The organism is Ralstonia sp. ASV6 (assembly GCF_016429285.1).
Taxonomy (GTDB): domain Bacteria; phylum Pseudomonadota; class Gammaproteobacteria; order Burkholderiales; family Burkholderiaceae; genus Ralstonia; species Ralstonia flaminis.
Genome location: NZ_JAELUI010000008.1, coordinates 1 through 26,679 on the forward strand (window position 1 = coordinate 1; position 26,679 = coordinate 26,679).

Annotated in this window: 24 protein-coding genes and 1 tRNA gene; 7 read left to right on the forward strand and 18 right to left on the reverse strand. The window is 62.1% G+C overall.

Annotated features, from left to right (window positions below; translation table 11 throughout):
* Positions 1-223: 223 nt before the first annotated feature.
* From carB to gloB, 6 genes are all read right to left on the reverse strand, one after another.
* A complete protein-coding gene (carB, locus tag JHD73_RS02425; protein ID WP_199027382.1) occupies positions 224-3,469 on the reverse strand; it encodes a carbamoyl-phosphate synthase large subunit in 3,246 nt (1,081 codons plus the stop codon).
* A 16-nt stretch (positions 3,470-3,485) separates the two neighbouring features.
* A complete protein-coding gene (leuE, locus tag JHD73_RS02430) occupies positions 3,486-4,160 on the reverse strand; it encodes a leucine efflux protein LeuE (RefSeq protein WP_199027384.1) in 675 nt (224 codons plus the stop codon).
* Positions 4,161-4,194: 34 nt separating this feature from the next.
* A complete protein-coding gene (carA, locus tag JHD73_RS02435) occupies positions 4,195-5,331 on the reverse strand; it encodes a glutamine-hydrolyzing carbamoyl-phosphate synthase small subunit (RefSeq protein ID WP_199027393.1) in 1,137 nt (378 codons plus the stop codon).
* A gap of 328 nt (positions 5,332-5,659) precedes the next feature.
* On the reverse strand, positions 5,660-7,561 hold the full coding sequence (gene prpE, locus JHD73_RS02440) for a propionate--CoA ligase (RefSeq protein ID WP_199027395.1): 1,902 nt from the start codon (positions 7,559-7,561) through the stop codon (positions 5,660-5,662).
* 153 nt (positions 7,562-7,714) lie between these two features.
* Complete coding sequence (locus JHD73_RS02445) at positions 7,715-9,244, reverse strand: transglycosylase SLT domain-containing protein (RefSeq protein ID WP_199027403.1); 1,530 nt, start codon at positions 9,242-9,244, stop codon at positions 7,715-7,717.
* Positions 9,245-9,382: 138 nt separating this feature from the next.
* Positions 9,383-10,222 (reverse strand): hydroxyacylglutathione hydrolase, encoded by an 840-nt coding sequence (gene gloB, locus JHD73_RS02450; protein WP_199027405.1) that lies wholly within the window; start codon positions 10,220-10,222, stop codon positions 9,383-9,385.
* Between gloB and JHD73_RS02455 the strand changes: the two genes are divergently transcribed.
* Positions 10,221-11,129, forward strand: a complete 909-nt coding sequence (locus JHD73_RS02455; RefSeq protein WP_199027407.1) for a class I SAM-dependent methyltransferase — start codon at positions 10,221-10,223, stop codon at positions 11,127-11,129. The genes gloB and JHD73_RS02455 overlap by 2 nt on opposite strands.
* 54 nt (positions 11,130-11,183) lie before the next feature.
* Positions 11,184-11,639 carry a ribonuclease HI gene (gene rnhA / locus JHD73_RS02460; protein WP_199027409.1) on the forward strand — a complete coding sequence of 152 codons (456 nt, stop codon included), beginning with the start codon at positions 11,184-11,186 and terminating at the stop codon, positions 11,637-11,639.
* A gap of 14 nt (positions 11,640-11,653) precedes the next feature.
* On the opposite strand, the gene JHD73_RS02465 is transcribed toward rnhA, so the two are convergent.
* From JHD73_RS02465 to JHD73_RS02480, 4 genes are all read right to left on the reverse strand, one after another.
* Positions 11,654-12,163, reverse strand: a complete 510-nt coding sequence (locus JHD73_RS02465; RefSeq protein ID WP_199027410.1) for a hypothetical protein — start codon at positions 12,161-12,163, stop codon at positions 11,654-11,656.
* A 38-nt stretch (positions 12,164-12,201) separates the two neighbouring features.
* Entirely contained in the window at positions 12,202-12,654 is a 453-nt protein-coding gene (locus tag JHD73_RS02470) for a lysozyme (RefSeq protein WP_199027412.1), read from the reverse strand.
* A complete protein-coding gene (locus JHD73_RS02475) occupies positions 12,644-13,408 on the reverse strand; it encodes a DUF2589 domain-containing protein (protein ID WP_199027414.1) in 765 nt (254 codons plus the stop codon). Before JHD73_RS02475 ends, JHD73_RS02470 begins: the two co-directional genes overlap by 11 nt.
* A 113-nt stretch (positions 13,409-13,521) precedes the next feature.
* A complete protein-coding gene (locus JHD73_RS02480; protein WP_199027417.1) occupies positions 13,522-14,190 on the reverse strand; it encodes a DUF2589 domain-containing protein in 669 nt (222 codons plus the stop codon).
* Between the two features lie 249 nt (positions 14,191-14,439).
* Between JHD73_RS02480 and JHD73_RS02485 the strand changes: the two genes are divergently transcribed.
* From JHD73_RS02485 to JHD73_RS02495, 3 genes are all read left to right on the forward strand, one after another.
* Positions 14,440-15,099 (forward strand): response regulator transcription factor, encoded by a 660-nt coding sequence (locus JHD73_RS02485; RefSeq protein ID WP_199027420.1) that lies wholly within the window; start codon positions 14,440-14,442, stop codon positions 15,097-15,099.
* 199 nt (positions 15,100-15,298) lie between these two features.
* Positions 15,299-15,577: a DUF1488 domain-containing protein gene (locus JHD73_RS02490; RefSeq protein ID WP_199027422.1), complete on the forward strand. Its 279-nt coding sequence runs from the start codon at positions 15,299-15,301 to the stop codon at positions 15,575-15,577.
* Positions 15,578-15,750: 173 nt separating this feature from the next.
* Entirely contained in the window at positions 15,751-16,242 is a 492-nt protein-coding gene (locus JHD73_RS02495) for a hypothetical protein (RefSeq protein WP_199027424.1), read from the forward strand.
* Positions 16,243-16,270: 28 nt separating this feature from the next.
* Here JHD73_RS02495 and JHD73_RS02500 read toward each other — a convergent pair whose 3' ends face one another.
* From JHD73_RS02500 to JHD73_RS02530, 7 genes are all read right to left on the reverse strand, one after another.
* On the reverse strand, positions 16,271-17,779 hold the full coding sequence (locus JHD73_RS02500; protein ID WP_199027426.1) for a SpoVR family protein: 1,509 nt from the start codon (positions 17,777-17,779) through the stop codon (positions 16,271-16,273).
* 93 nt (positions 17,780-17,872) lie between these two features.
* On the reverse strand, positions 17,873-19,135 hold the full coding sequence (locus JHD73_RS02505) for a YeaH/YhbH family protein (RefSeq protein ID WP_199027428.1): 1,263 nt from the start codon (positions 19,133-19,135) through the stop codon (positions 17,873-17,875).
* A 43-nt stretch (positions 19,136-19,178) separates the two neighbouring features.
* Positions 19,179-21,101, reverse strand: a complete 1,923-nt coding sequence (locus JHD73_RS02510) for a PrkA family serine protein kinase (protein WP_199027431.1) — start codon at positions 21,099-21,101, stop codon at positions 19,179-19,181.
* Between the two features lie 672 nt (positions 21,102-21,773).
* A tRNA-Val gene (locus tag JHD73_RS02515) sits at positions 21,774-21,848 on the reverse strand.
* 95 nt (positions 21,849-21,943) lie between these two features.
* Positions 21,944-22,675, reverse strand: coding sequence for a DNA polymerase III subunit epsilon (dnaQ, locus tag JHD73_RS02520; protein ID WP_199027433.1), 732 nt, complete (start codon positions 22,673-22,675; stop codon positions 21,944-21,946).
* Positions 22,676-22,690: 15 nt separating this feature from the next.
* Entirely contained in the window at positions 22,691-23,557 is an 867-nt protein-coding gene (gene purU, locus JHD73_RS02525) for a formyltetrahydrofolate deformylase (protein WP_199027435.1), read from the reverse strand.
* Positions 23,558-23,565: 8 nt separating this feature from the next.
* Entirely contained in the window at positions 23,566-24,420 is an 855-nt protein-coding gene (locus JHD73_RS02530) for an NUDIX hydrolase family protein (RefSeq protein WP_199027437.1), read from the reverse strand.
* 115 nt (positions 24,421-24,535) lie between these two features.
* Between JHD73_RS02530 and JHD73_RS02535 the strand changes: the two genes are divergently transcribed.
* Positions 24,536-24,925, forward strand: coding sequence for a hypothetical protein (locus tag JHD73_RS02535; RefSeq protein WP_199027439.1), 390 nt, complete (start codon positions 24,536-24,538; stop codon positions 24,923-24,925).
* A gap of 5 nt (positions 24,926-24,930) precedes the next feature.
* Here the strand turns inward: JHD73_RS02535 and JHD73_RS02540 are convergent, their stop codons facing one another.
* The gene (locus JHD73_RS02540) at positions 24,931-25,488 is read right to left on the reverse strand and encodes a hypothetical protein (protein WP_199027441.1); all 558 of its coding nucleotides are present in this window, start codon (positions 25,486-25,488) and stop codon (positions 24,931-24,933) included.
* Positions 25,489-25,760: 272 nt separating this feature from the next.
* Between JHD73_RS02540 and lpxO the strand changes: the two genes are divergently transcribed.
* Complete coding sequence (gene lpxO, locus JHD73_RS02545; protein WP_199027449.1) at positions 25,761-26,663, forward strand: lipid A hydroxylase LpxO; 903 nt, start codon at positions 25,761-25,763, stop codon at positions 26,661-26,663.
* Positions 26,664-26,679: the final 16 nt, after the last annotated feature.

The following is a 26,679-nucleotide window of genomic DNA, read 5'->3' on the forward strand; positions in this document are numbered from 1 at the left end:
ATCGGAATGGTGCTCATAGTGAGTAATTCGGAATCACAAAAAAATCAGCCGCTGCGAAGCGGGAGGGCGCGTAGCGCACACCCGCCTGACGGCGGCTGTCGTTGTTTTGACACGGACACTGTAGTGTAGGCGAACCGCCTGGAGGCAGCAACTGCCGCCCTCTGGGGGTGCCGACCGCGACGCTATGCCGCGTCGCGGGCCAAACTCAGCGTCCCACCAGGCCTTACAGGGTGGCGTGCAAACCCTGCAGATCGTACACATCCAGATGCTGCATGTGCTTCAGACCTTCCACCGCAGCGCGGGCGCCAGCGATGGTGGTGTAGTAGGTCACGCGCTGGGCCAGTGCAGCCTGACGGATGGAGCGCGAGTCGGCAATCGCGGCGCGCGTCTCATCGACCGTCGTGAACACGAGTGCGATCTCGCTGTTCTTGATCATGTCGACGATGTGCGGACGGCCGTCCTTGACCTTGTTGACCACGCGCACCGGAATACCGGCGGCTTCGATGGCCGAGGCCGTGCCGCGCGTCGCCACGATCGGGTAGCCCAACGTATGCAGCGCGCGGGCCACTTCCACCGCGGCCGGCTTGTCGCTGTCCTTGACCGTCATCAGCACGGTACCCTTTTCGGGCAGGCGCGAACCGGCGGCCAACTGGCTCTTGAAGAGTGCCTCACCGAAGGTCTTGCCAACGCCCATCACTTCGCCGGTGGAGCGCATTTCCGGTCCAAGCACCGGATCAACGCCCGGGAATTTGTTGAACGGGAACACGGCTTCCTTGACGCTGTAGTAGGCCGGCACAATCTCCGTCTCAATGCCTTGCGAATCCAGCGACTGGCCAGCCATGCAGCGCGCAGCCACCTTGGCCAGCGAAACGCTGGTCGCCTTCGACACGTACGGCACCGTACGCGAGGCGCGCGGGTTCACTTCCAGCACGTAGACGATGTCTTCGCCGCCCTTCTGCTGGATGGCGAACTGCACGTTCATCAGGCCGACCACGTTCAGCGCCTTGGCCATTGCGGCAGTCTGGCGCTTGAGTTCATCCACGGTGGCTTGCGACAGCGAGTACGGCGGCAGCGAGCACGCCGAGTCGCCCGAGTGCACGCCAGCCTGCTCGATGTGCTCCATCACACCGCCGATGAAGACGCGCTTGCCGTCGGAGAGGCAATCCACGTCGCATTCGATGGCATCGTTCAGGAAGCGGTCGAGCAACACGGGGCTGTCGTTCGAGACCTTTACGGCTTCGCGCATGTAGCGCTCGAGGTCGCGCGGCTCGTGCACGATTTCCATTGCGCGGCCACCCAGCACGTACGACGGGCGCACCACCAGCGGGTAGCCGATTTCTTCGGCCAGCTTCAGCGCTTCGTCTTCAGCGCGAGCGGTGCGGTTGGGCGGCTGACGCAGGCCCAGCTCGTGCAGCAGCTTCTGGAAGCGCTCGCGGTCTTCGGCCGCATCGATCATGTCCGGCGACGTGCCGATGATGGGCACGCCATTGGCTTCCAGGTCGAGCGCGAGCTTCAGCGGCGTCTGGCCGCCGTATTGCACGATCACACCAACCGGCTTTTCCTTGTCGACGATTTCGAGCACGTCTTCCAGCGTCACCGGCTCGAAGTACAGGCGGTCGGAGGTGTCGTAGTCGGTCGAAACCGTTTCCGGGTTGCAGTTGACCATGATGGTCTCGTACCCGTCTTCGCGCAGTGCCAGTGCAGCGTGCACGCAGCAGTAGTCGAACTCGATACCCTGACCGATCCGGTTCGGGCCACCGCCCAGCACCATGATCTTCTTGTTGTTGGTCGGCTCGGCCTCGCATTCGCCATGCTCGGCTTCGTACGTCGAGTACAGATACGCCGTGTTGGTCGCGAACTCGGCCGCGCAGGTATCCACGCGCTTGTAGACCGGGCGCACCTTCTCAGCGATGCGTTTTTCGCGCACAGCCTGGGCCGTCGTCTTCATCAGCTTGGCCAGGCGGCGGTCGGAGAAGCCCTTCTGCTTGAGCAGACGCAGTTCGGCAGCCGACAGGCTATCGAGCGTGCGGGCCTTGACCAGCGCTTCGGTCTTGACGATGTCTTCGATCTGCGCAAGGAACCACGGGTCAACGGACGTTTCGGCATAGACCTCGTCGATCGACAGGCCCAAGCGGAATGCGTCACCCAGATACCAGATGCGGTCCGGACCCGCTTCGCCAATCTCTTCGATGATCTCGTCGCGGTCGGTCGACTTTTCGTCCAGGCCATCCACGCCCACTTCCAGGCCGCGCAGTGCCTTTTGGAACGATTCCTGGAAGGTCCGGCCCATGGCCATCACTTCACCCACCGACTTCATCTGCGTGGTCAGGTGGCTGTCAGCCTGCGGGAATTTCTCGAATGCGAAACGCGGCACCTTGGTGACCACGTAGTCGATCGACGGTTCGAACGACGCCGGGGTCGCACCGCCGGTGATCTCGTTCTTCAACTCGTCCAGCGTGTAGCCCACGGCCAGCTTGGCCGCGACCTTGGCGATCGGGAAACCCGTGGCCTTCGAAGCCAGCGCCGACGAACGCGACACACGCGGGTTCATCTCGATGACGATCATGCGACCGTCCTTCGGGTTGATCGAGAACTGCACGTTCGAACCGCCCGTATCGACACCGATCTCGCGCAGCACAGCCAGCGAGGCGTTACGCAGGATCTGATATTCCTTATCGGTCAGCGTCTGTGCGGGGGCCACAGTGATGGAGTCACCGGTATGGATGCCCATCGGGTCCAGGTTCTCGATCGAGCAGACGATGATGCAGTTGTCGGCCTTGTCGCGCACGACCTCCATCTCGTATTCCTTCCAGCCGAGCAGCGATTCTTCGATCAGCAGTTCGTTGGTCGGCGAGAGGTCGAGACCGCGCTTGCAGATCTCTTCGAATTCTTCGCGGTTGTAGGCGATGCCGCCGCCCGTGCCGCCCAGCGTGAACGATGGGCGGATCACGATCGGGTAACCGCTGGTGCCGGTTTCCTTGGCAATCAACGCCTGCACGGCCAGCGCTTCTTCCATCGAATGCGCAATGCCCGATTTGGCCGAACCCAGGCCAATCTTGGTCATCGCGTTCTTGAACTTCTGGCGGTCTTCGGCCTTGTCGATGGCCTCAGGCGAGGCGCCGATCAGCTCGACGTTGTACTTCGCCAGCACGCCGTGGCGATGCAGGTCCAGCGCGCAATTCAGCGCGGTCTGGCCGCCCATGGTCGGCAGGATCGCGTCCGGACGCTCCTTGGCGATGATGCGCTCGACCACTTCCCAGGTGATCGGCTCGATGTAGGTCACATCGGCCGTGCTGGGGTCGGTCATGATGGTGGCCGGGTTGCTATTGACCAGGACCACCTTGAAGCCTTCCTCACGCAGCGCCTTGCAGGCCTGCGCGCCGGAGTAATCGAATTCACACGCCTGGCCGATGATGATCGGACCCGCGCCGATGATCAGGATGGTTTTGATATCTGTACGTTTTGGCATAACCCGCTCGATTCGATTAATTCAGTGTGGCCGTCGCCAGCTTGGCGGAAAAGCCGATAAACATGGCGCCGACGCCGCTGCTCATACCGGCAGACAAACGTCGTCGCGCGCGGAACGCTGCGGCCAGCCGCGCGCCCACGAAGATGATGGTGGTCAGGTACAGGAAGCTGCAGATCTGGCAGACCAGCCCCAGCACGACGAACGACACGACCGGCAGCGCGTAGTGCGGATCGACGAACTGGATGAAGAACGAGATGAAGAACAGGATCGCCTTCGGGTTCAGCAGGCTGATCACCAGCGCCTTCTTGAACGGATTGGCTTCATCTGCCGGCGCTGCGCTCTGCTCAACCGACTCGCCAGCCTTGCGTGCGCGCCAGCTGTTCAATGCACCGCGCAACATCTGCAGACCAATCCACGCCAGGTAGGCGGCACCGATGTACTTCACAACGTAGAACAGCGCCGGACTCGCCTTCAGCAGCGAAGCCACGCCTGCCGCCGACAGCACCATCAGGATGGCATCGCCCAGAAACACGCCACATGCGCCCTGGTAGCCCGCGCGCACACCGCGACGGGCCGCCACCGACAGCACGTACATCGAGTTCGGCCCCGGCAGCAGTACGATGAAGATCGTGCCGAGCAGGAAGGTCCAGAACTCGGTGACGCCGAAGTGGGCGAGCATGAAGGCGTTCATGACTGAGTTTGCGTCCGTTTGGCTCTCGTTTGCGTTACTGCTTCGCTGCGTCCATCGCCGCTGTGAAGCGGTCGAACAGATACGCGATGTCGTGCGGGCCGGGCGAGGCTTCCGGGTGGCCCTGGAAGCAGAACGCCGGACGGTCGGTCAGCTCGAAGCCCTGCAGCGTGCCGTCGAACAGCGAGACGTGCGTCACACGCGCATTGGCCGGCAGCGAAGCCGGGTCCACCGCAAAGCCGTGGTTCTGCGAGGTGATCACCACGCGACCATCCTGCAGGTCCTTGACCGGATGGTTGGCACCGTGGTGACCGGTCTTCATCTTGAGCGTCTTGGCGCCGACGGCCAGGCCCATGATCTGGTGACCCAGGCAGATGCCGAACGTCGGGAGACGGCGGTCCAGGAATTCCTTGGCAGCGGCGATGGCGTAGTCGCACGGCTCCGGATCGCCAGGGCCGTTGGAGAGGAACACGCCATCCGGATTGTGTGCCAGCACATCGGCGGCGCTGGTCTGTGCCGGCACCACCGTCACGCGGCAGCCGCGCTCGGCCAGCATGCGCAGGATGTTGAACTTCACGCCAAAGTCGTACGCGACAACGTGGTACTTCGGAGCTTCCTGCTTGCCATAACCTTGACCCAGCACCCATTCGGTCTGGGTCCACTCGTACGGCTCAGTGACGGATACGACCTTTGCCAGATCCATACCCGACAGGCCCGGGAACGAGCGCGCCAGGTCGATGGCCTTCTGCACGTTGTCTTCGCCAGCCAGAATGCAACCGTTCTGGGCGCCCTTTTCACGCAGGATGCGGGTCAGCTTGCGGGTGTCGATGCCGGCAATGGCGACAACCTTCTCGCCCTTCAGGTAATGCGAGAGCGAATGCTCCTTGCGGAAGTTCGACGCGAGGATCGGCAAATCCTTGATGATGAGACCGGCGGCATGGACTTTCGTGGCTTCGACGTCCTCACGGTTCACACCGACGTTACCGATATGCGGGTACGTAAGCGTGACGATCTGGCGCGAGTAGCTCGGATCGGTAAGGATTTCCTGATAGCCGGTGATGGCAGTGTTGAACACCACTTCGCCGATCGTATGACCGGCGGCACCGATGGAATAGCCACGAAAGACCGTGCCGTCTGCAAGCGCGAGGATGGCGGGCGGGAAAGACGGCAACACGGGTAGCTCCTGCTGGATTCACCCTGTGCCGACCTGATCGCCTTGCTCGCCGAAGCGGAATTCCGGCTGTGCGGAACCCAGACCGTTTGCGCGTAGAAGCCCGGGCAGAACTCACCGGAAAACGAGGCAGACGGGGCGGCAGGCGGGAGGTAGGAAGCGGTTGGCGCTAGGGTGATGGGTTTCTGAACTCAAACCTGACAATTATACCCGGGCGCCACAAAAAACTCAATGAAAGGAAGGACTTAACGGCGAGTCGCCCTTGAGTTGGGACGCCCCGCCAAGTCTGCAAGCCCCGCTCTCAGTTGTCGAAAAGATCACTTTTCTCGCCCTACGTGCCCCGCATTACCGACTGCACCTGGGCCAGCGCGGTCGGGTCTTCAATCGTGGTCAGGTCTCCCGGATCACGCCCTTCGGCCACGGCCTGCATCGCCCGACGCAGCAGCTTCCCAGAACGCGTTTTGGGCAGTGCGTTGACGAAAAACACGCGTGACGGCCGCGCCACCGCACCGAGTTGGGCCTCCACGGTGCGCATGAGCTCCCCCTCCAGCGCAAGGCGATCGGTCGACTCCGCAACGCGTGACGCGTCGCGCACGATGGCAAAACCCATTGCCACCTGCCCCTTCAACTGGTCCGCCACGCCCACCACCGCCACCTCGGCGATCGCAGGATGCGACGACAGGCTCTCTTCGATCTCGCGCGTGCCCAGGCGATGGCCCGCCACGTTGATTACGTCATCCGTGCGGCCAAGGATGGTGATGTAGCCATCCTCGTCGCGCACACCCCAGTCAAAGCTGGAATAGATCTGGCCGCCCGGGAACGCTGACCAGTAGGTTTTGAGAAAGCGCGCATCATCGCCCCAGACGGTGCTCATGCAGCCCGGCGGCAGCGGCGCAGCGACAGCGAGCAGGCCCTTCTCACCGGGCGCGCAGGGCTCGCCGCTCACCTCGTCGAGAATGTCGAGTTTGTAGCCGTACACCGGAAAGCCCGGCGAGCCCAGCTTTTGCGTCGACGGCTCCACGCCCTGTGGGATGGCGAGCATCGGCCAGCCGGTCTCGGTCTGCCAGTAGTTGTCGACGATGGGCTTGTGCAGCGCATCGCCGATCCAGCTTGCGGTGGGCTCATCCAGTGGCTCGCCCGCCAGAAACAGGCGGCGCAGACTGGACAGGTCGTGCCGATGCAGCAGCGCCGGATCCTGCTTCTTGAGCACGCGGATGGCGGTTGGCGCGGTGAACATCACGTTCACGCGGTATTGCTCGACAATGCGCCACCAGATCGCGCCATCCGGGCGGATTGGCGTGCCTTCGTACATGACGGTCGTCAGGCCAGCGAGCAGCGGCGCATAGACGATGTAGCTGTGGCCGACCACCCAGCCGACGTCGGACGCGGTGAACATCGTATCGCCGGCCTGAGCGCCGAAAATCAGCGGGATCGACGCGGCCAACGCCACCGCGTAACCACCGGTGTCACGTTGGACGCCCTTGGGCTTGCCCGTCGTGCCCGAGGTGTAGAGGATGTACGACGGCTCACTCGACTCCATCCACTCGCATGGCACGTCGGCATTCGCATGCTCGCTGCCAAGCGTGGCGTAGTCGACGTCGCGTGCGTTGTGCCGCATCGGCGCCAGGTTGCGATTGACGAGCAGCACGTGCTCGGGCTTATGCGCTGCCAGGTCGATAGCCGCGTCGAGCAGCGGTTTGTACTCGACCACCTTGCCCGCCCGCGAGCCCGCGTCGGCGCTGACGATCACGCGCGGCGTGGCATCGTCGATGCGCGTGGCCAGGCTGTTGGATGCGAAGCCGCCGAACACCACCGAGTGGATCGCCCCTATGCGCGCGCAGGCCAGCATCGCGAATGCGGCCTCGGGAATCATCGGCAGATAGATCAGCACCCGATCCCCCCGCTTGACGCCCAGCGCCTGCAGGCAGGCCGCCATGCGATTGACCTCACGATGGAGCTGGCGATACGTGTACGTTGTCTCGATACCGGTTTCTGTAGAGACATACACCAGCGCAGCTTGCTCGCCACGCGTGGCGAGATGCCGATCCACCGCGTTGTGGCACAGATTGGTACGCCCGCCGATAAACCAGCGCGCAAACGGCAAGCGTGAATCATCGAGCACGGCGGAGTACGGCGTCGGCCAGTCGATACGCTGGGCTTGCTCGTGCCAGAAGCCGGAAGGGTCGTCGACAGAACGCTGGTACAGCGCTTGGTATGCGGCGGACATGGGCATGACGTTGTCTCCAGGCCGACCCGCTACGTGGCGTGCCGGCTCAATGTTCGATGTGCTCGATGCAGCGACTGTGCGACCGCCAACTTACGCAGGTCTTACCGTAGCCCAAAAAGAAAACGGCGCCCCGCAGGACGCCGCTTCAGTTTGCCAGCTTCAGCGCTTCTTGCGCTTGGTCGATGTGCTGGCCACCGGCCTAGCCTTGACGACCGGCTTGCCGGCCACCTTGGCTGTCGAGACCCGCCCGGTCGACGCCGCCGCCGACGTTGCCGATACCCGCACCGCACGCACACGACCACCGCCGCGCGCCTGCGGCAGCATCAGCACCACGCTGTGCCCCCGCGGAATCGCATCGCCCGGCAACTGGTTCCACGCACGAAGTTGCGCCACAGACACGCCATAGCGCCGCGATAGGCCTGCCACCGTATCGCGCTTGCCCGCACGCACCACCACCTTTCGCAGGTCTGGCATGTCGGGTTCGACGGCCATGGTGGCGTTTTCGGCCAGCTCAGGGCTGATATCGGGCGCATCATCTTTGGCGCCGTCCGCGCGCGGCACAACCACAGTTGAGCCAGCCTTCAGGCGCATGCCCTTGGGGATGCGGTTGATCTCGCGGATGGTGTCCGGATCAACCTTCAGCCGCGCCGCCAAGGCTTCCACACGTTCACGGTTGCCCACCGTTACCGCCGTCCAGCTGGACAGGCCGCCGCGATACGTATTCAGGTTGTACTGAAACGTTTCCGCGTTGTCATACGGCAGCAGAATCTGCGGGTTCGAGGCCCCCAGGATCACTGGCCGGTTGAACGACGGGTTGAGCGCCTTGAACTCATCCATCGGCAGATTGGCCAGCCGCGCCGCCAGCACCACATCAATATCACGCGAGGTGGTGACGGTGACGAAGTACGGGTGGTTTGGGATGTCCGGCAGCCGCACGCCGTAGCGCTCGGGGTTGGCGATGATGTTCTTCACCGCCTGGAGCTTGGGCACGTACATGCGCGTCTCGGCGGGCATGTTCAGGTTGACGTAGTCCGTCGACAGGCCCGCTGCCTGGTTGCGTGCAATGGCACGCGCGACAGAACCCTCGCCCCAGTTGTAGGCAGCCAGCGCCAGTTGCCAGTCGCCAAACTGATCGTGCAGCTTGGAGAGGTAATCCAGCGCGGCGTCTGTCGAGGCGAGCACGTCGCGGCGCTCGTCCTGGAAGACGTTCTGCTTGAGGTTGTAGGTTCGGCCGGTACTCGGGATGAACTGCCACATCCCGGCTGCCTTGGCGCTCGACACTGCCTGCGGGTTGAACGCACTTTCCACGAACGGCAGCAGCGCCAGTTCAGTGGGCATGTTGCGCCGCTCCAGCTCCTCAACGATGTGATACAGGTAGCGGTTCGAGCGTTCGACCATCCGCTGGAACGCTTCGGGGCGCTGCGCATACCAATCGGCACGGTCATCCACGGCCGAGCTTTGCAGGTCGGGCATGGAAAAACCCTGGCGAATGCGCGCCCAGAGATCCTTAGCCGGCCCTTTCAGGGAGGCTACGGGCTGCTGATCAACATTGACGACCGGCGCATTTTGGCCGGAAGTGGAGGCAGAGGCGCTTGCGCTGGCAGTGTCGGCATTCGGAGCGGGAGCCGTCGCACAGGCCGCGAGAAGCAGACTGAGCACAGATGCCGCAAGAAGTCGCACGGATCGCATCAAGTTCTGAGGGGTTGGACCTAAAAATTGCCCCAGATAGTAAGAAAGGCATCCCGCGGCGTCAACCCGCGTTGACCCTGCGATTGCCCCGGCAGCATCCCGGTGCACAGGTGGCGACACCCCGCGCGGCCTGTATTCTCAACGGAAGCCGTTCTTCCACTCGCGCAAAGCGGCGAATACGGCCACCGGATCTTTTGTATCAATACCGGCGTGACGAGCCACCGCTTGCGTTACTTCAGGCGCGTCCGATCGTACAAAAGGGTTGGTCGCGCACTCGTGGCCAACGGTGGTGGGCACAGTCGAGCGGCCGTCGGCCCGCAGCGCCCCGACCTTAGCCTCCCAGGCGGCCAAGCTGGCGTTGCCCGGCTCGACTGCGCGTGCAAAGCGCACATTCGATGCGGTGTACTCATGCGCGCAGTAAACAAGAGTGGTTGGCGCCAGCGCCGCCAGCTTGGCCAGCGATGCACGCATCTGCGCGGGCGTGCCTTCAAAGAGCCGGCCACAACCCGTCGCGAATAGCGTGTCACCGCAAAACAGGCTGGCAGGCGCCTTGTCGCCTTGCAGATGGCCGACGTAGGCGACATGGCCACTGGTGTGACCCGGCACATCAAGCACGCGGAACGTGGCGGCCGGCTGAGCGAGCGAGACGATGTCGCCTTCGCGTACGGCCTGGGTGCGGCACGGGATAGATTCGCCTGCCGGGCCGATTACCGGCAACGGTGCACCCTCGGGATTCTCCGGATACGCGGCGACCAGTTCTCGCACCCCACCAACGTGATCGCCGTGGTGATGTGTGATTACAATGGCACCGAGCGCAAGCCCGCGCTCCTGCAGAAAGCGCAGCACCGGTTGCGCGTCGCCTGGGTCCACGACAGCAGCCACGCGGCCATCATGAAGCGCCCAAATATAATTGTCGGCAAACGCGGCGATCGCCTCTACCTCAAGTGCTGCCACCAGCGGCACACCACCCTGGACCATGCCCGACTCCTCTAACGATCGTCGCATTATAGATTGGCACCACTGGCTGGCTTCACCGCCTGGACAGTACGTCCTACGCTGGGAGCAGGCGCAATTCGATCGCACCGTGGCCGACATGTTCGGTTTTCACGCGCTGCAACTCGGCCACCCTGGCTTTGGCGCGCTGCGCGAGAACCGCATCCCCCTGATTGCGCGCGTGATCGACGATATCGACCCGACCGCCCCCATTGAAACGCTCGACCCAATGGACGGCGACCCGGCCGAGCCCGTAGACGCCTCCGCCGACGGCGAGAGCGATGCCAGCGCGACCCAGCGTCAGGCCAAGCCTCGTGTGATCTGCCGCTACGACGAACTGCCGTTCGCCTCGCAAAGCATCGACCTCGTAGCCCTGCCCCATGTGCTGGAATTCACAGACGACCCGCACGAAGTGCTGCGCGAAGTGGCGCGTGTGCTGATGCCTGAAGGGCGATTGATCATCACCGGCTTCAACCCGCTGAGCCTGTGGGGCATGCGCCAGGGCATGCGGCGCCTGGGTACGGAATCGTTCCTGCCCGCGCAAAGCCAGATGATTGCCTTCACCCGACTGAAAGACTGGCTCAAGCTGCTCGGATTTGATATCGTGCGCGGCCGTTTCGGCTGCTACCGCCCACCCAACCGTACCGAAAAGTGGCTGCAGCGCACGGCCTTCATGGAGAAGGCTGGCGATCGCTGGTGGCCGATCTTCGGGGCGGTCTACATGCTGCAGGCCGTCAAGCGCGTGCGCGGCATGCGTATGGTTGGCCCCGCATGGAAGACCCGGAAGTCTCCCACGCTGGTGCCGGCTGGTACGCCAGTCGCCACGCCATCGGGTTCGCATTCGACCAAGACGCCGCCGGCCGCCGCGTGCGAGGGCAAATCGGGCGCGTAACTTCAGCCGATCGGCGCTGCCGCCCTCACCCACTCACTGATCGCTTTCGTATTCATGCAGGAAGTTACCGTCTATTCCGATGGCGCATGCAAGGGCAACCCCGGCCTTGGCGGCTGGGGCACCGTGCTCGTCTCGGGCGGCCACGAAAAAGAACTCTTTGGCGGCGAAGCCGTCACCACCAACAACCGCATGGAGTTGATGGCCGTCATTGAAGCGTTTCGTGCGCTCAAGCGGCCGTGCCGGGTCAAGGTCTACACCGATTCGCAGTACGTGCAGAAAGGCATCAGCGAATGGCTGGCCGGCTGGAAAGCACGCGGCTGGAAGACCGCCGACAAGAAGCCCGTGAAGAACGACGACCTGTGGCGCATCCTCGATGAGCTCGTCGTCACGCACGAGGTGAGCTGGCACTGGGTAAAGGGCCATGCTGGCCACCCCGGCAACGAACGCGCCGATGCGCTCGCCAACAAGGGCGTGGAGTTGGCGCGTCAGGCATTGCAGGCTGGCGCCTGACGCGCCGCCAACGCTCACCTGCCAACGCAGCGCACTGTCGGGATTTGCGGTGCATTGGGTAGGACGGTAGTGACGTATTGCGGTTTGCCCGCCTGGTCGAAGATCAGGCGCAGCGGGCCCCGCTTGGATAAGCCGTCATCAATGTCCGCCTGCAGCAAACCACTCTGCCTCCAAAGGTCCCCGCCGACACTGCGCTTCTGCATCATGGCAGGACGATTGGTGCCGTCAGCCCAATTGGCGTCGCGCTCAGGCACATAGCGGTTGGGCAGCGTGCCATAGGCATAAAGCGCATTCAGCGTGTCGGCAAGGTACCGCCCGGCCTGTTCATTGAAGCGAGGCAGATCCTGCCGCACAAGTTCGGCGCCGATGCGTTGGGCTTCGGCCGTACAAGTGGGCAGAGCTTCGTCGGCCGCTCGCGCATAGGAAACACCCATCGCAATGGCGGCGGCAGCCACCCAGATCAGCACGCGATGCAGCTGGCGCGGGGGAACGGTGTGAATCACGGACATCGGTTCGTTACGCATGGAGGTTCTCCGGTTGAACAACGTTGTGGTGCTGGCAATCAGGACAGAAACAGCCGGCGCTCAGCCTGGCGACGTTTGGTCAACCCCTTTAGCGCTTTGCCGCCGGCCTTGTCCCATAGGAGAAACTGATCGGCAGCCCCCGCGTAGTCGCCCGCATTGAGCTTGCGCAGCAGCGTTGACGAGCGCAGCCGCCCCGCCCCCAGGTTGAATACAAACGACGCCAGCGCGTCGAATTGCCCCTGCGTGATCGATACCCGCACGGCGCGGGCGATGCCCTGCTCGGTGTCGTACAGGTCTTTGCGCAGCAAGGCTTCGGCCTGCTGTTGCGAGATCGGGCCGTTGAAGGTCTCGCCGGGCCGGATGAGGTGGCCATAGCCGATGGTCGGCTTGCCGACGGCATCGAGATACGTGGACAAGCGCAGGCCTTCGGACTCCTTGATGAGGGCGAGGCCCCTCTCGCCTGTAGTGCGCGGGTTGTTGTCAGTGCTCATCGCTCTTCTCCTGGGGCGTGCTGTTGGGGGTGGCGTCCGGCGCTGCGTCGGCCTTGACTGGCCGCGGCAGCAACCGGTTCGTGTATTCATCGATCAACCGCATCACGGCCTCAGGCGGCTGCAGCGCGGTGAACTTCATCTGGATGTCGATGTGCTCGCTATCGCGGCCGCCACCGTCTCCTGCACCACGCTTTGAATGCGGTGCGAGCGAAACGTAGAACTTGCCAACGCCACCTACGCCACCTTGCGCAGGCAGGGTCTCGGCCAGATCGCTGCGCACGGTCATGTCCACGGTCATCTCGTCGAGCGCGAGGCCACGTGGCACGGCCAGCGACACCAGCGGCAACGCGAGCCGGTGCTGACTGTCGAGCGCCAGCTCCACCTCGCGGGCAACCAGCGTGCCGTTTTCATCCGCATCAAAGAACTGATCGAGCAGCACGGTGTATTGCTGCGCCAGCATCTGATTGGCCGATGAGGCAGCGTGCTGCATGCCGCGCGTGATGTCGTCGAGCGTGAGACCGTTGAAGCCCGGATGTCCGTGGCTGTTGCTGCCACCGCCGGCACCACCACCGGGCGGTGACGAGCTGGGGGGCGACGGTGCATCGGCCCCGGCTGGGGGCGGTGTATCCGATGCCGCGCCTTGAAACGGTGCGGCGCCGGAAGGCATATCAAGCTGCGCAGACGACGCAGGCGCCATATTGGCGAGTGGCGCGCGGTCGTCGTCACGCCGCCGCCGGCTGAAGAGTTTGAACATGGTGTCGGGCTGAACGAGGTCAATGGGCGACGCGCGGCCCAATTGAGGCAGAACGCGCGCCGGTCAGGACACCAGCTGTGGGGAGGCGGGCCGGTGCCCATCGCCGAAGTGGCTTACGGGTTAGCCGGAGCCGGGGCCGGGGCGTTGCCGCCGGCGGGCACCTTCTCACCAACCATCGTGCCGTCGGTCGGCGTGGCCGGCAGCGGCTTGACGTCGTTCTCCTTGCCCTTCACCACCACCGGCTTGGTGGCAGCGTCGGTCAGGAATTCCATCACGCGCATCAGCGCTTCAGGCGGGTTCTGGCGCTTGACCTGAGTGTGGAAGGAATACTTGGCACGTGTATCAGTGCTGCGCGTCTGCTCCGATTTGTGGGAGGCGCGGCCCGACACCGACACGCTGAACGGGCCCCAGCCCAGCTTGGCCTGGAACGAACCCTCCGCCTCGGTGGACGAAGACGACTTTTCCGACTGCGAGATTTCCAGCTCGAAGTCGATCGTGCCTTCTTCGATGGCAATTACCGGATGCACAACCGCACACAGCAGCGGAATGCGCATCGTCTTCTGGATCGTGCCCTGCGACACACCCTTCTCATCGACGATGGTTTCGTCATAGTCGAATTGCACCGCAACGGCCTTGCCATTCTGAATACACACCTGCAGCAGAAAATCCGCATAGGATTTTGCTGCCGAGGTTTGCGCCGCGATCATTGCCTGCAGCGGCGCGGAGATCATCTTGTCGATCGGCAGCGCGTTGATAACCGATCCGATAAGTCCGTTGTCCATTTAAAACTCCTTACTTTGAATTATTTTGACGCACAGGTTTGTGCGCCAAAATCCAAAGTAAGTGCTTTGACGACGAGGTTCGATGCCACGAAAGTCCCAGTCGTGGCCCCAGTACAGCGGCCTAATACCTGGCGATAACCCGCCCGTGACTTTCGGCACTGAACTTCCGTTTCAATGCACCCGGATCATTCGCGCCCTACAAAATAATCGGTTTCGCTTGAGAATAATTAACCGAAGTACGAGGGGTCGATGAATATTCTGGTAATCGATAGCTTGCCGCTTTTTGCGGCAGGTGTGTCCAATGTATTGAATGCACTCGATGCACAGGGTGTGTTTATCGATACACACTATTCCGCGTCAATTGGACCAGCCTGCAGAGAGGCAGAGCCCAGCGCGGTGGTCATGGAATGGAGTGCGCAGGATGATGATGCGCGGCAGCGCCTGTCAGACCTGAAAGCCGTCTTGCCGGAAGTGCCTGTCTTGCTGACGGTGCAGGCCGTTGGCCGGCACGTGGTGGGCGATGCGTTGCGTTTTGGCGCCGCCGGTGTGGTCGACCGCCAGGCCACCGCCGATGTTCTGCTCGAAGCTTTGCAGCGCATCACTTCGGGCGCGGTCTATCTGCCGCCCATCAGCAACCTGTACCCCGATGATCCGCGACAGGCCAGCGGCGAAAGCCCGGCCGAAGTGTGGCGCCGCCTTACGCCGCGCCAGCACGAAGTGCTGCAATTGCTTGCTGAAGGCAAATCCAACAAGCAGATCTGCCGCATGCTCAATGTGGCCGAAGGCACCATCAAAAATCATCTGTACGCGCTGTTCCGGCAGATCGGGGTGAGCAACCGCACGGAGGCCGCACTCTGGCTGTCGCGCTGTAAGGCCGGCATTGCACGCCTGCAACTGTGTGCGATGTAGCCGGGGGATTGGATCGAGCCGCCGGTCACGTGCGGGTGCCGGCGGCCATACACACTGACACACGCCTCGTGCCGCGAGAGAAACCCAGGGTTGACGCCGGTCTAAACCGCTTCGTAACGACATTGCATTCAGCCACTCGCGCCATACACTGGAGCAATAGCGGCGCACGGCGCATCGCCTTTTTTCATGGAGGCCGGCCATGAAATCGATTGAATTCCACACAGGCACTCCGCGCTACTGCGCAGCAGATCTCACCCTCACCTGCACCGCCAGCGTCGATGGCACGTACGCCTGCTATGCGGTGACGGCGGAGGCACTGGAAGAACATTTCGGCGCCCGCTCCTGGCGGCAGGAAGATCTGCTGCAAGCGATGGAAACCCATCGCGGAACCATCGAAGACATGGCGCGCTCGCTGTTCAAGCTGACCGACTCACACAACATCGTGCTGCGCAGCGGACACTTTCGCTTCGGCATGTAGCGCAAGCATCTCAGAAGGTGGCGCCACCCCGGTTGCGTCACCTGCCAAGGGCGGTTTCGCCTGCACCAGAACAGCGAACGGCCTTTGGGGGACCGGGGGAGAAAGGGGCGCCATGCGAGACAGCGGACAACATCGGCAGGGCCTCGCCACCCACCCATTTTTGGAGGCACGCCGTGCAAGCACCGATCGATCTCTCCCTCGAAGTCTTTCGCACTCAGCTACAAACCGCCCTGCACACCCTGACCACGCTGGAGGAAACGCAAGAACGCGCGCTCAAAATCACGCTTAAGGGCGTGGAAGATGCGGAGCGGCGCGCACTGCAAGCCTGCGCCTCAGTTTCTGAAGCTACCAACTGGGAAGACCTGGCCGCGCTGCCGGCCATCCTGCTGCAAACCCGCATCGAGCAAAGCAGTCGCCTCTTCCAGACCATCCTGAGTATGGTGAACGAGCAGCAGAACGCCCTGTTACAACAGGCCACCACATCGGCAGAAGCCTGGCGCACGCTGGCGACACATTGGGGAGACGAACCGATGATCGCACCAGTCCGCGCTCTGTTCGGCGCGCTGAGGGCCACGGAACTGCAAGGCATGCCGCAAACACTTCAGCCTTCAGACAAGAAAAAGGCGAGCGCGAAACACGCTGAGCCCGCTGCCCCGGCGGTGTGAGCACAGCAACGCACCGGCGGTTGACGCGCTAGTCAGGCTTGCACTCGTACTTCATTTCGCGCCGACCGTCTTCGTAGACCACCTCCAGCCGGCAGGTGAAACCCCAGAGCCGGGTAACGTGGCGCACCATCTCTTCGTAGTTGCTGCCCAGGGGGCGGCGGTGGTTCTGCTGATGCCGCATGGTCAACGAGCGATCGCCCCCCACGTCCACATTGGTGACCTGGATGTTCGGCTCGATATTGGACAGGTCGTACTGACTCGCCAATAGTTGGCGAATCATGCGATAGCCCTCGTCGTCGTGGATGGCGGTCACGCGCAGCTTGGGCTCGCGATCGTCATCCAGCACCGAGAACAACTTCAGCTCGCGAATCACCCGCGGTGACAGGAACTGCAGCAGAAAGCTCTCGTCCTTGAAGTTGCGCATGGCAAAGTCGAGTGTTTCCTGCCAATCGCTGCCGGCGATCTCGGGGGCCCAGCGGAAATCTTCATCGGTCGGGGCTTCGCAAATGCGGCGGATGTCCTGAAAGATCAGGAAGCCAAGCGTGTACGGATTGAAGCCGCTGTAGTACGGGCTGTTGTATGGGGGTTGATAAATCACATTGGTATGTGCCTGCAGCAACTCCAGCATGAAGGCATCGTTGACGAGCTTTTCGTCGTATAGCTTGTGCAGGATGGTGTAGTGCCAGAACGTAGCCCAGCCTTCGTTCATGACCTTGGTCTGCCGCTGCGGATAGAAGTACTGTGCGATCTTGCGCACGATACGCACAATCTCTCGCTGCCAGGGCTGTAACTTCGGCGCGTTCTTCTCGATGAAGTAGAGAAGGTTCTCCTCCGGCTCTAGCGGAAACTTCGGTTCCGGCTCTGGCGCATCGTCTGCGGTGGCTAGCGCATGCGCACGGTGCTTGGGCAGCGTGCGCCATAGGTCATTGACCTGCGCCTCCAGGTATTTTTCGCGTTCGTCCTGGCGCGCTTGCTCCTCGGTAATCGACAGTTTCTTGGGCCGTCGGTAGCGGTCCACCCCGTAGTTCTGCAGCGCGTGGCATGAATCGAGCAGCAACTCCACTTCCTGCTCGCCATAGCGGCGTTCGCACTCCGCCACATAGCTCTTGGCGAACAGTAGGTAGTCAACAATGGCGTCAGCGTTGGTCCAGGTGCGGAAGAGGTAGTTGCCCTTGAAGAAGGAGTTGTGGCCGTAGCAGGCGTGCGCGATCGTCAGCGCCTGCATCGGCATCGTGTTCTCCTCCATCAGGTAGGCGATGCAGGGGTTGGAGTTGATGACGATCTCGTAAGCCAGCCCCATCTGGCCGCGCTGGTAGCCGCGCTCGGAAGCCAGAAAATGCTTGCCATATGACCAGTGGTTGTAGCCCAGAGGCAAGCCGGACGACGCATAGGCATCCAGCATCTGCTCTGCGGTAATGATCTCGATCTGATTCGGATACGTGTCCAGACCAAACTCGCCGGCAATGCGGGCGATGTTCTGGTCATAGAGCTTGATCAGATCGAAGGTCCATTCCGAGCCTGTCGAAAGATAGGCCATGCTCGTTCCCCGTTGACTCCGTCACATGCTGCAGCGTGTTTGCCGCATGTTGGCAAATACGTCGGGCCAATGCAGCGCCGCGGGCACTGCCATTCAGGTGGTGCGCTTCTGGAACAAATCGTGCAATACCGGATAGATCTCGTCGGCCTTGAGGATGCGCTGCATCGCAAAGTTCTCGTATGCAGCCTGCACCGTAAGATACTCCTCCCACAGGTTCTGTGGCTCCGTCGAGACCACCTCGATGTACGCGAAATACTGCGTCACCGGCAGGATCGATTCGCGCAGCAGCTGGGCGCAAAGCTCTGAATCCCCCGCCCAGTTATCGCCGTCCGACGCCTGAGCGCAGTAGATGTTCCATTGGCTGGGTGGATAGCGATCATGGATCACTTCCGTGACGAGCTTGAGCGCGCTCGATACCACCGTGCCGCCAGATTCACGTGAGTGGAAGAAGTCCTCCTCACTGACCTCCTTGGCCACGGTGTGGTGACGGATGAAGACGACGTCGATGCGTTCGTAGTTCCGCTTCAGGAACAGGTAGAGCAGCATGAAGAAGCGCTTGGCAAGATCTTTGCGCTGCTCATCCATCGAGCCCGACACATCCATCACGCAGAACATCACCGCCTGCGCCTGTGGACGCTTGCGTTGCACGCGATTGTTGTAGCGCAGGTCGAGCTTCTCGATAAAGGGCACACGATCGAGGCACGAGCGCAGGTGCCGCATCTCCTTCATCAGCTCCAACGCGCGGGCACAGTACGGCCCGTCGTTCTGGAGTACCTCGTTGTACTCAGTCTCCAGTTCATGCAGGCGCCGCTGATACGGGCTGGATAGCGCAATGCGGCGGCCGAGGGAGCTGCGCATCGTGCGCAGGATGGACAGGTTCGAAGGCGTGCCGTCCAGCGAATAGCCAGCCCGCACCTTGCGCACCTCCGCGATCTTGGCCAGGTGCCGCTTGGCCATGTCGGGCAGCGCCATGTCCTCGAAGAAGAAGTTGAGGAAGTCCTCGCGTGAGAGCGTGAAGACAAAGTCGTCCTCGCCCTCGCCCGAATCACTCGCCTGGGAGCCCGTACCACCGCTGCCCTGCTGCTGGCGGTCGAAGCTGTCGCCCCGGACAAACTGCCTGTTGCCGGGATGGACGCCCTCCCGGCGCCCGCCCGAGCCGTGGTGGAACATAGGCTCGGAGATGTCCTTGACCGGAATGGACACCTGCCCGCTCTGCTCGATGTCCATGATCTTCCGGCCGGACACCGCCTTGGCCACCGCGCGACGGATCTGCTCCTTGTAGCGCTTGATGAAGCGCTGCTTGTTGACGGTACTCTTGCCGCCGCCGTTCTCCCGCCGATCGATGATCGTGCCCATGTGCCTGCCCTCGGTTGGAAGTTGTCTGCCTGGCACCCTCTCCTTAAGACGACTTCCGTACGCGCAGATACCACTCCACCAGCAGGCGCACCTGCTTCTCGGTATAGCCCTTTTCCACCATGCGGTTGACGAAGTTCTCATGCTTCGCCCGATCGTCGTGCGACGACTTGGCGTTGAACGAGATCACCGGCAGCAGGTCTTCCGTGGTCGAGAACATCCGCTTTTCGATCACCGCACGCAGCTTCTCGTAGCTGGTCCAGAGCGGGTTCTTGCCCCCGTTCTTGGCCCGCGCGCGCAGCACGAAGTTGACGATCTCGTTGCGGAAATCCTTCGGGTTCGAGATGCCCGCCGGTTTTTCCACTTTCTCAAGCTCATCGTTCAAGGCGCTGCGATCGAGAATTTCGCCGGTGTTCGGATCGCGGTACTCCTGATCCTGGATCCACAGGTCGGCAAACACCACGTAGCGATCGAAGATGTTCTGCCCGTATTCCGAATACGACTCCAGATAGGCGGTCTGAATCTCCTTGCCGATGAACTCCACATAAGGCGCAGTCAGATACTCCTTGATGTAGGACATCAGCTTGGATTCGGTCTCCGGGGCAAACTGCTCACGCTCGATCTGCTGTTCGAGCACGTACAGCAGGTGCACCGGGTTGGCGGCAACCTCCGCCCCATCAAAGTTGAAGACCTTGGACAGCACCTTGAAGGCAAAGCGCGTCGACAACCCGGTCATGCCCTCATCAATGCCGGCAAAATCGCGGTACTCCTGATACGACTTCGCCTTCGGGTCAACGTCCTTGAGGCTCTCGCCGTCATAGACGCGCATCTTGGAGAAGATGTTGGAATTCTCCGGCTCCTTGATGCGCGTGAGCACCGCAAACTGCGCCATCATCTTCAGCGTGTTCGGCGCGCAAGGCGAGTTCGACAGCGAGCTGTTACGCAGCAGCTTGTCGTAGATCTTCACCTCATCCGACACGCGCAGGCAGTACGGCACCTTGACGATATAGATGCGGTCGAGGAAGGCCTCGTTGTTGCGGTCGGACTTGAAGCTCTGCCACTCCGCCTCGTTCGAGTGCGCTAGGATGACGCCGTCAAACGGAATCGCGCCAAAGCCCTCCGTGCCCTTGTAGTTGCCTTCCTGCGTGGCCGTCAGCAACGGGTGCAACACCTTGATGGGCGCCTTGAACATCTCCACGAATTCAAGCAGCCCGCGGTTGGCCAGGCACAGCCCGCCCGAATACGAGTAGGCATCCGGATCGTCCTGCGGATAGTCCTCCAGCTTGCGGATGTCGACCTTGCCGACCAGCGATGAAATGTCCTGATTGTTCTCGTCGCCGGGCTCCGTCTTGGAGATCGCAATCTGCGACAGCACCGACGGATGCAGCCTCACCACGCGGAACCGCGTGATGTCGCCGTTGAATTCGTGCAGCCGCTTGACGGCCCACGGCGAGGCAATCGAGTTCAGATAGCGCCTTGGGATGCCGTAGTCTTCCTCTAGGATCTTGCCGTCTTCCTCGGGCGAGAACAGCCCGAGCGGGGACTCGTGAATGGGCGAGCCCTTGAGCGCGTAGATGGGAATCTGCTCCATCAGCGCCTTCAGCTTTTCAGCCAGAGAAGACTTGCCGCCGCCCGGTGGCCCGAGCAGATAGAGGATCTGCTTGCGTTCCTCCAGGCCCTGCGCGGCATGCTTGAAGAACGAGACGATCTGCTCGATCGTGTCCTCCATGCCGTAGAACTCCCGGAAGGCCGGGTAGATGCGGATGACCTTGTTGAAGAACAACCGCGACAGCCGAGGATCGTGGTGGGTGTCTACCAATTCCGGCTGACCAATTGCAGCAAGCATGCGCTCGGCTGCGGTCGCATAAGCGGTGGAGTCTTTCTTGCAGATATCCAGGTACTCTTGGATGCTGTACTCGTCCTCTTTGCGAGCTTCGAAACGCGTAGCGTAGTGGCGGAAAATATCCATATCTCCCCCGTAGATTTCTTCCTCACCACCAGCATGGTCATGCTGGAACGAGGCTAGTTCTTGCGTGCGTTGAATGCGGTACTTATTCCACTGTAGACCAATCGCGGATGAGCACAAGAACGCTTGAGCAACTCGAGCGGTGCACAGCCACTCGCGATCGCATTAGCGCTCGACACAATGCAGTGCCAAATCGGAACGGCTCGCAATCTCATCAGCATATTCATACGCAGCAATTTGTCGCCGCTGCGCACATCGCCAGCACGTCCGCTCAGGTAGAGCAGAAAGCGTACCCAGTTCCACGGGTGCGCTCGCATGTTTGTACGTAACCGATCTGCATGAGTTCCCACCAACCGCCCCAACGGAAGCAGGGGTTATCCCGGCCCTCCGCACACAATGGTTGCTGCGCTGTTGCATGCACAGCAACCCAGGCGGCATCCCAGTTGTACTGGCAACCTTCCCACCATTGAGCAACGGCCAATTGCACAAAACAGGGCGAGTGGCCTCGATTCGGTGCAGGCGTCACCCACATCATTCAAGCGGGCTGTTTGTCGTTTTTTTTCGCGCCAGAGAGGAGATGCCGCAGAGCGCGCGGGAGCGAATAACGAAGATGGCAAAGAAAAAAGGCCCTCGGCGATTGCCAGAGGGCCTTTTTTTTGCGATTGCTCGCGAATTTGGTGGGTGGTACAGGGATTGAACCTGTGACCCCTGCCGTGTGAAGGCAGTGCTCTACCGCTGAGCTAACCACCCGAAAACTGCTGCCGGGATGCGGCGAAAACAAGATTATGGCGAAAAGCTATGCCCGTGTAAAGCCCCCGGCCGCACTTTTTTGCTTCGACTTTGCATCAAGCCGCCGGAGGCGCGGCTTCCTGCGCCTCCCGTGTCCAGACGGTCTTGCCGCCGCTGGCTTTGTCGATCTCCTTGAGCACGCCGGCATGGGCCGCGGCTTCCGCCTCGGTGGCCTGCAGCACTGGCAGTTCAAGCGCGCTCAGATCGATGGTGGCGGCCTCTGCCGAAGCGCTCTCGCCGCCGTCCAGCATGTCGATCACCAGGGTATTCTGGCCCCGCGTCATGGCCAGGTAGACCTCGGCCAGCAGCTCCGCATCCAGCAAGGCGCCGTGCAGCGTACGGTGCGCGTTGCTCACGCCCAGCCGGTCGCACAGCGCATCCAGCGAGTTGCGCTTGCCCGGAAACATCTGGCGCGCCTCGCGCAAGGTATCGATATGCCCCGACAGATGCTCGCGGAAGGTCGGCAGACCCAGGCGCTGGAATTCCATGTCCAGGAAGCCCAAGTCGAACGGGGCGTTGTGGATGATCGCCTCGGCACCCTGCACGTAGTCGCGGATCTCGTCGACGATTTCCGCAAACTTGGGCTTGTCGGCCACGAACTCGTTGGTGATGCCGTGCACCGCCATCGCGCCCGCGTCGATTTCACGCTCAGGGTTGATGTAGAAGTGCAGATTGCGGCCGGTCAGCCGGCGGTTGACCATCTCCACACAGCCGATTTCGATCACGCGGTCGCCAGTGGCGGCGTTCAGGCCCGTGGTTTCGGTATCGAGGATGATCTGTCGTGTCATACGCCCACCTACCCGTTACTTGAAGACGACGGTCTTGTGGCCGTTGAGCAGGATGCGATGCTCGGCATGCCACTTCACGGCGCGAGCGAGCGCCACGCATTCCACGTCGCGGCCAACGGCGGTGAGCTGCTCCGGGTCCATGCTGTGGTCCACGCGCTCGATCTCCTGCTCGATGATCGGACCTTCGTCCAGATCGGCTGTCACATAGTGGGCCGTCGCGCCGATTAGCTTCACGCCGCGCTCATGTGCCTGGTAGTACGGCTTGGCGCCCTTGAAGCTCGGCAGGAACGAGTGGTGGATGTTGATGGCACGGCCTTCCAGCTTGCGGCACAGGTCGTCCGAGAGGATCTGCATGTAGCGCGCGAGCACGACCAGGTCGATCTGCTGCTCCTGGGCAATTTCCCAGATGCGGGCTTCCTGCTGGGCCTTTTGTGCGTCAGTCGCCTGCAGCAGCGGCAAGTGCATGAACGGCACGTCGTACGACGCAGCCAGTTGATAGAAATCGCGATGGTTCGAAACGATGGCGGCAATCTCGATCGGCAGTTGGCCGGCGCGGGCGCGGAACAGCAGGTCGTTCAAACAGTGGCCGATCTTCGAGACGAGAATCATCACGCGCGGCTTGATCGCGGCGTCGAACATGCCCCATTGCATCGAAAACCGTTCGCCGATAGGTGCAAAGCGGTCGCGCAGCGTCTGCAGGTCCAGCGGCTGGCCCTGCGGCACGAAATGCACGCGCATGAAGAAGCGGTTGGTGAACTCGTCGCCGTACTGGTCGGAATCGAGAATATTGCAGCCCTGCTCGAACAGCAGGCCGGACACGGCATGAACGATGCCGGGCTGGTCCGGGCAGGACAGGGTGAGGATGAAACCGGAGTGACTCATGAAGCGTTTTACGTATTGTTGTCAGGCGCGAACCGTTGCAGCACCACGGACGGAATCAAGCGCGCCAAGGCGCCAAGGGTGACGAGCGTGGCGTCCACCGTCATCGCGCAATCCGCCATGATATCAAGCGCCGCGTCAGGGCTGGCGCGCAGGTGGCCGGCGACCTCGCCGTCTTGGTTGGCAGGGGTGAAGCTTGCAGGCAGCGTCAGGTCAAAGGCAAATAGGGTCTCGTTCTGGATGCCCTCGGGCACGGCACGCAGGACGTCGATCGTGCCGCGCGGCATCAGCCCGGCTGCCAGATCGGCGCCGATGCCCGCCTCTTCCCAGCATTCTTTCTCCAGCGCGCCGCGCGCGTCGAACCCATGGCCGATGCCGCCGGCGACGAGGTTGTCCCACATACCGGGGTCGATCGGCTTGGTGTTGGCACGGCGGGCCAGCCAGAGCATCGGCCCTGCGTCACCCCCCCCCTCGATCAAGCCGTTCATGTGGGCGGCGTAGGTGCGGATGCCGAAAAAGCGTGCGGCCGCGCGTTCGATCAGCGCCAGTACAGGCGTGCCCCAGCCGGTGTTGACGACGAATTGCTCGTCGCGCCACCCGCGTACATGCCCCCCCTCGGCCAAACGCTCAATCACCTCGGCCAAGGCGGCCGTACGCTCGCCCTCGGTGGCAAGGGTGTTGCGCAAATCGACCCGCCCGGCCGACACCTCGAACCACTGCGGCCAGCGCCCAAGCAGCGCGGCGCGCTTGGCGTCCAGCCAGCCGACGCGCTGCCCTGCAACAATCCAGGGCACCAAAGCTGCAGCGTCAAAGGCGCTGCGGGCCGCCAAGCCGTCAACGACCTGATGAACACGCGGGTCAGTCATACGATCACCGTACAAGGCAGCACGGCATTGTGCTTTCTGCGCCGTGCCCGAATGTGCTGTTCATGCGCGATAATGCAGCGTTAGTAGAAGCCATCATTAGATTGGAGAAACAAGGATGGATGAAATCGACGAGCTGTCGGATCTGCCGACCCCGCGCTTTATCTGGGGGTTCGCCATTGCCGTCACACCGTCCGGCGAAGTGTCGCACGATGAATTCGAATACCTCACGCACACGCGTTCGCCGCGCTTCACGTGCCGCGTGGTGGAACTCGAAGACATGCCCGCCGCGCCGGAAGACGATGGGGATATCGACGGCCGCATCGTCCACTTCGAAAACCCCAAGCGCATGTTTTACATCACTGACTTGGGCCTGGCGCTGATGAACTTCACGCTGTTCGACAAGGTGGACAACAAGGCCAAGCTGAAGAATGCCTGCGACGAAGCCATCGCCGACTGGCTGACCCGACGCGATTTCCTCGATTCCGAGGAAGACGACGAGGAGTAATCCGCCTAGCTTGCCTGGCCTGCGCTGTCACCGTCGAAGCGCAGGTCGGTCAAGCGCACATCGGCATAAGAGCGCCCGGCGTCGAGCAGCGCAGACACCTGCGCCTTCACGCGCTCTTTCTGCGCCCGCAACGCGCGCGGCGGCACCATCGGATCCTGTCCGCTGTGGTGCAGATAGAGCATCTTGTAGGTGAGCTGACTCACCATCCACTGCCGCAGCACGCGGCGACGGCCTGCGTGATCGGCCTCCAACGCATCCACCTGCATCAGCAGCGCCGAGAAGGCTCGCGCCATGCTGGCGGCATCGGACTCGGCCCCGGCAATGCAACGTTCGGCCAGAGCACGCGCCTCAGCTGGCGACATGACATCAGTTTCGACAAAACGATCTGCGGGCGGGCTGACGGTCACGCCCTGGCGTGCGAGCCGGGCCGATACGGCACTCAGGGCTTCCTGTGCGCGGCGGATGGAGGCGTCCAATGATTCAGTGCTCGCTTGCAGCAAACCGATAGTCGACGGCTCGTTAGCCAATGGGTTGGGCGATTCGGCAAGTTTTTTCGCGTCCATGGTCCCCTCCGGTTGCCGCCCGCAGTTAAAAATCCACCGAGGCGAAAAATCCGATTGTAAGGCGCATAGCGCACAACGCGACAAAAGATCACATTTGCGCCGACAAAATCGCACTGGGCTGTCACAAAGCGCAATCAACCCGGCCACGCCTGTTGGCTTACATCAACGCCGCAATACTGCTCCACGGTTAAAATACGAAATTACGCGCAGCGTGTCCCCCTGCCCTGCGCCCTCTCATTTGCTGACCGCCTTTGCGCGGCAAGGAAGTCGCCTTGATCAAGTGGATTCTCGTTGCCCTCTACCTGGGCTCCATCCTGTACGTGCACTTTCGCGGCAAGGTGCGCCTGAAGTTCTGGCGCCAGATGTTCGACCACTCCGCCGTTGTCGCGCCGGTCAACTGCTTCATGTATGCGTTCTCGGGCGTGCCGCAGACGGCCTATGTGCCGGTCGAACGCTTTCCGGATCTGGAAAAATTGCAGGCCGCGTGGCCACAGATTCGTGACGAAGGCCTGGCGCTGGTCAACCTTAGCAAGATCAAGGCGGCCGAGAAGAACGACGACGCAGGCTTCAACTCCTTCTTCAAGAATGGCTGGAAGCGTTTCTACCTGAAGTGGTACGAAGCGAGCCATCCGTCAGCCGAGCAGCTTTGCCCAAAGACCGTGGCACTGTTGCGTGAATTGCCCAGCGTGAAGGCTGCGATGTTTGCCGAGCTGCCGCCGGGCGGCAAGCTCAACCCGCACCGAGACCCGTTTGCCGGCTCGCTGCGCTACCACCTGGGCCTGGCCACGCCGAACGATGACCGCTGCTTTATCGAAGTCGATGGCGAGCGCCACAGCTGGCGCGACGGCGAAGGCGTGGTCTTCGACGAGACCTACCTGCACTGGGCGCAGAACGGCTCCGACAAGGATCGCCTGATCCTCTTCTGTGATATCGAACGCCCGATGAAATTCGGCTGGGCGCAGCGTATCAACAAGTGGCTCGGCCGCAAGGTGATGACGGCCGCTAGCTCGCCCAACGATGAGGGCGACCAGACCGGCGGCATCAACAAGCTGTTCCGCTATGTCTGGCTGATGGGCCAGTATCGCCGCCGCTTCAAGGCATGGAACCGTAAGGTCTACTACGTGGTGAAATTCGGTCTGATCATCGGCGTGGTTGGGCTCATCGTCTGGATCTGACCTTCGGCTATTGCAC

What these genes read in the sequence shown, in the direction of transcription:
- carB (WP_199027382.1), bottom strand. Translation starts at nt 3,469, where the DNA reads ATGCCAAAACGTACAGATATCAAAACCATCCTGATCATCGGCGCGGGT.
- leuE (WP_199027384.1), bottom strand. Translation starts at nt 4,160, where the DNA reads ATGAACGCCTTCATGCTCGCCCACTTCGGCGTCACCGAGTTCTGGACC.
- prpE (WP_199027395.1), bottom strand. Translation starts at nt 7,561, where the DNA reads ATGCCCATGTCCGCCGCATACCAAGCGCTGTACCAGCGTTCTGTCGAC.
- JHD73_RS02445 (WP_199027403.1), bottom strand. Translation starts at nt 9,244, where the DNA reads ATGCGATCCGTGCGACTTCTTGCGGCATCTGTGCTCAGTCTGCTTCTC.
- JHD73_RS02455 (WP_199027407.1), top strand. Translation starts at nt 10,221, where the DNA reads ATGCCCGACTCCTCTAACGATCGTCGCATTATAGATTGGCACCACTGG.
- gloB (WP_199027405.1), bottom strand. Translation starts at nt 10,222, where the DNA reads ATGGTCCAGGGTGGTGTGCCGCTGGTGGCAGCACTTGAGGTAGAGGCG.
- rnhA (WP_199027409.1), top strand. Translation starts at nt 11,184, where the DNA reads ATGCAGGAAGTTACCGTCTATTCCGATGGCGCATGCAAGGGCAACCCC.
- JHD73_RS02465 (WP_199027410.1), bottom strand. Translation starts at nt 12,163, where the DNA reads ATGCGTAACGAACCGATGTCCGTGATTCACACCGTTCCCCCGCGCCAG.
- JHD73_RS02470 (WP_199027412.1), bottom strand. Translation starts at nt 12,654, where the DNA reads ATGAGCACTGACAACAACCCGCGCACTACAGGCGAGAGGGGCCTCGCC.
- JHD73_RS02475 (WP_199027414.1), bottom strand. Translation starts at nt 13,408, where the DNA reads ATGTTCAAACTCTTCAGCCGGCGGCGGCGTGACGACGACCGCGCGCCA.
- JHD73_RS02480 (WP_199027417.1), bottom strand. Translation starts at nt 14,190, where the DNA reads ATGGACAACGGACTTATCGGATCGGTTATCAACGCGCTGCCGATCGAC.
- JHD73_RS02485 (WP_199027420.1), top strand. Translation starts at nt 14,440, where the DNA reads ATGAATATTCTGGTAATCGATAGCTTGCCGCTTTTTGCGGCAGGTGTG.
- JHD73_RS02490 (WP_199027422.1), top strand. Translation starts at nt 15,299, where the DNA reads ATGAAATCGATTGAATTCCACACAGGCACTCCGCGCTACTGCGCAGCA.
- JHD73_RS02500 (WP_199027426.1), bottom strand. Translation starts at nt 17,779, where the DNA reads ATGGCCTATCTTTCGACAGGCTCGGAATGGACCTTCGATCTGATCAAG.
- JHD73_RS02505 (WP_199027428.1), bottom strand. Translation starts at nt 19,135, where the DNA reads ATGGGCACGATCATCGATCGGCGGGAGAACGGCGGCGGCAAGAGTACC.
- JHD73_RS02510 (WP_199027431.1), bottom strand. Translation starts at nt 21,101, where the DNA reads ATGGATATTTTCCGCCACTACGCTACGCGTTTCGAAGCTCGCAAAGAG.
- dnaQ (WP_199027433.1), bottom strand. Translation starts at nt 22,675, where the DNA reads ATGACACGACAGATCATCCTCGATACCGAAACCACGGGCCTGAACGCC.
- purU (WP_199027435.1), bottom strand. Translation starts at nt 23,557, where the DNA reads ATGAGTCACTCCGGTTTCATCCTCACCCTGTCCTGCCCGGACCAGCCC.
- JHD73_RS02530 (WP_199027437.1), bottom strand. Translation starts at nt 24,420, where the DNA reads ATGACTGACCCGCGTGTTCATCAGGTCGTTGACGGCTTGGCGGCCCGC.
- JHD73_RS02535 (WP_199027439.1), top strand. Translation starts at nt 24,536, where the DNA reads ATGGATGAAATCGACGAGCTGTCGGATCTGCCGACCCCGCGCTTTATC.
- JHD73_RS02540 (WP_199027441.1), bottom strand. Translation starts at nt 25,488, where the DNA reads ATGGACGCGAAAAAACTTGCCGAATCGCCCAACCCATTGGCTAACGAG.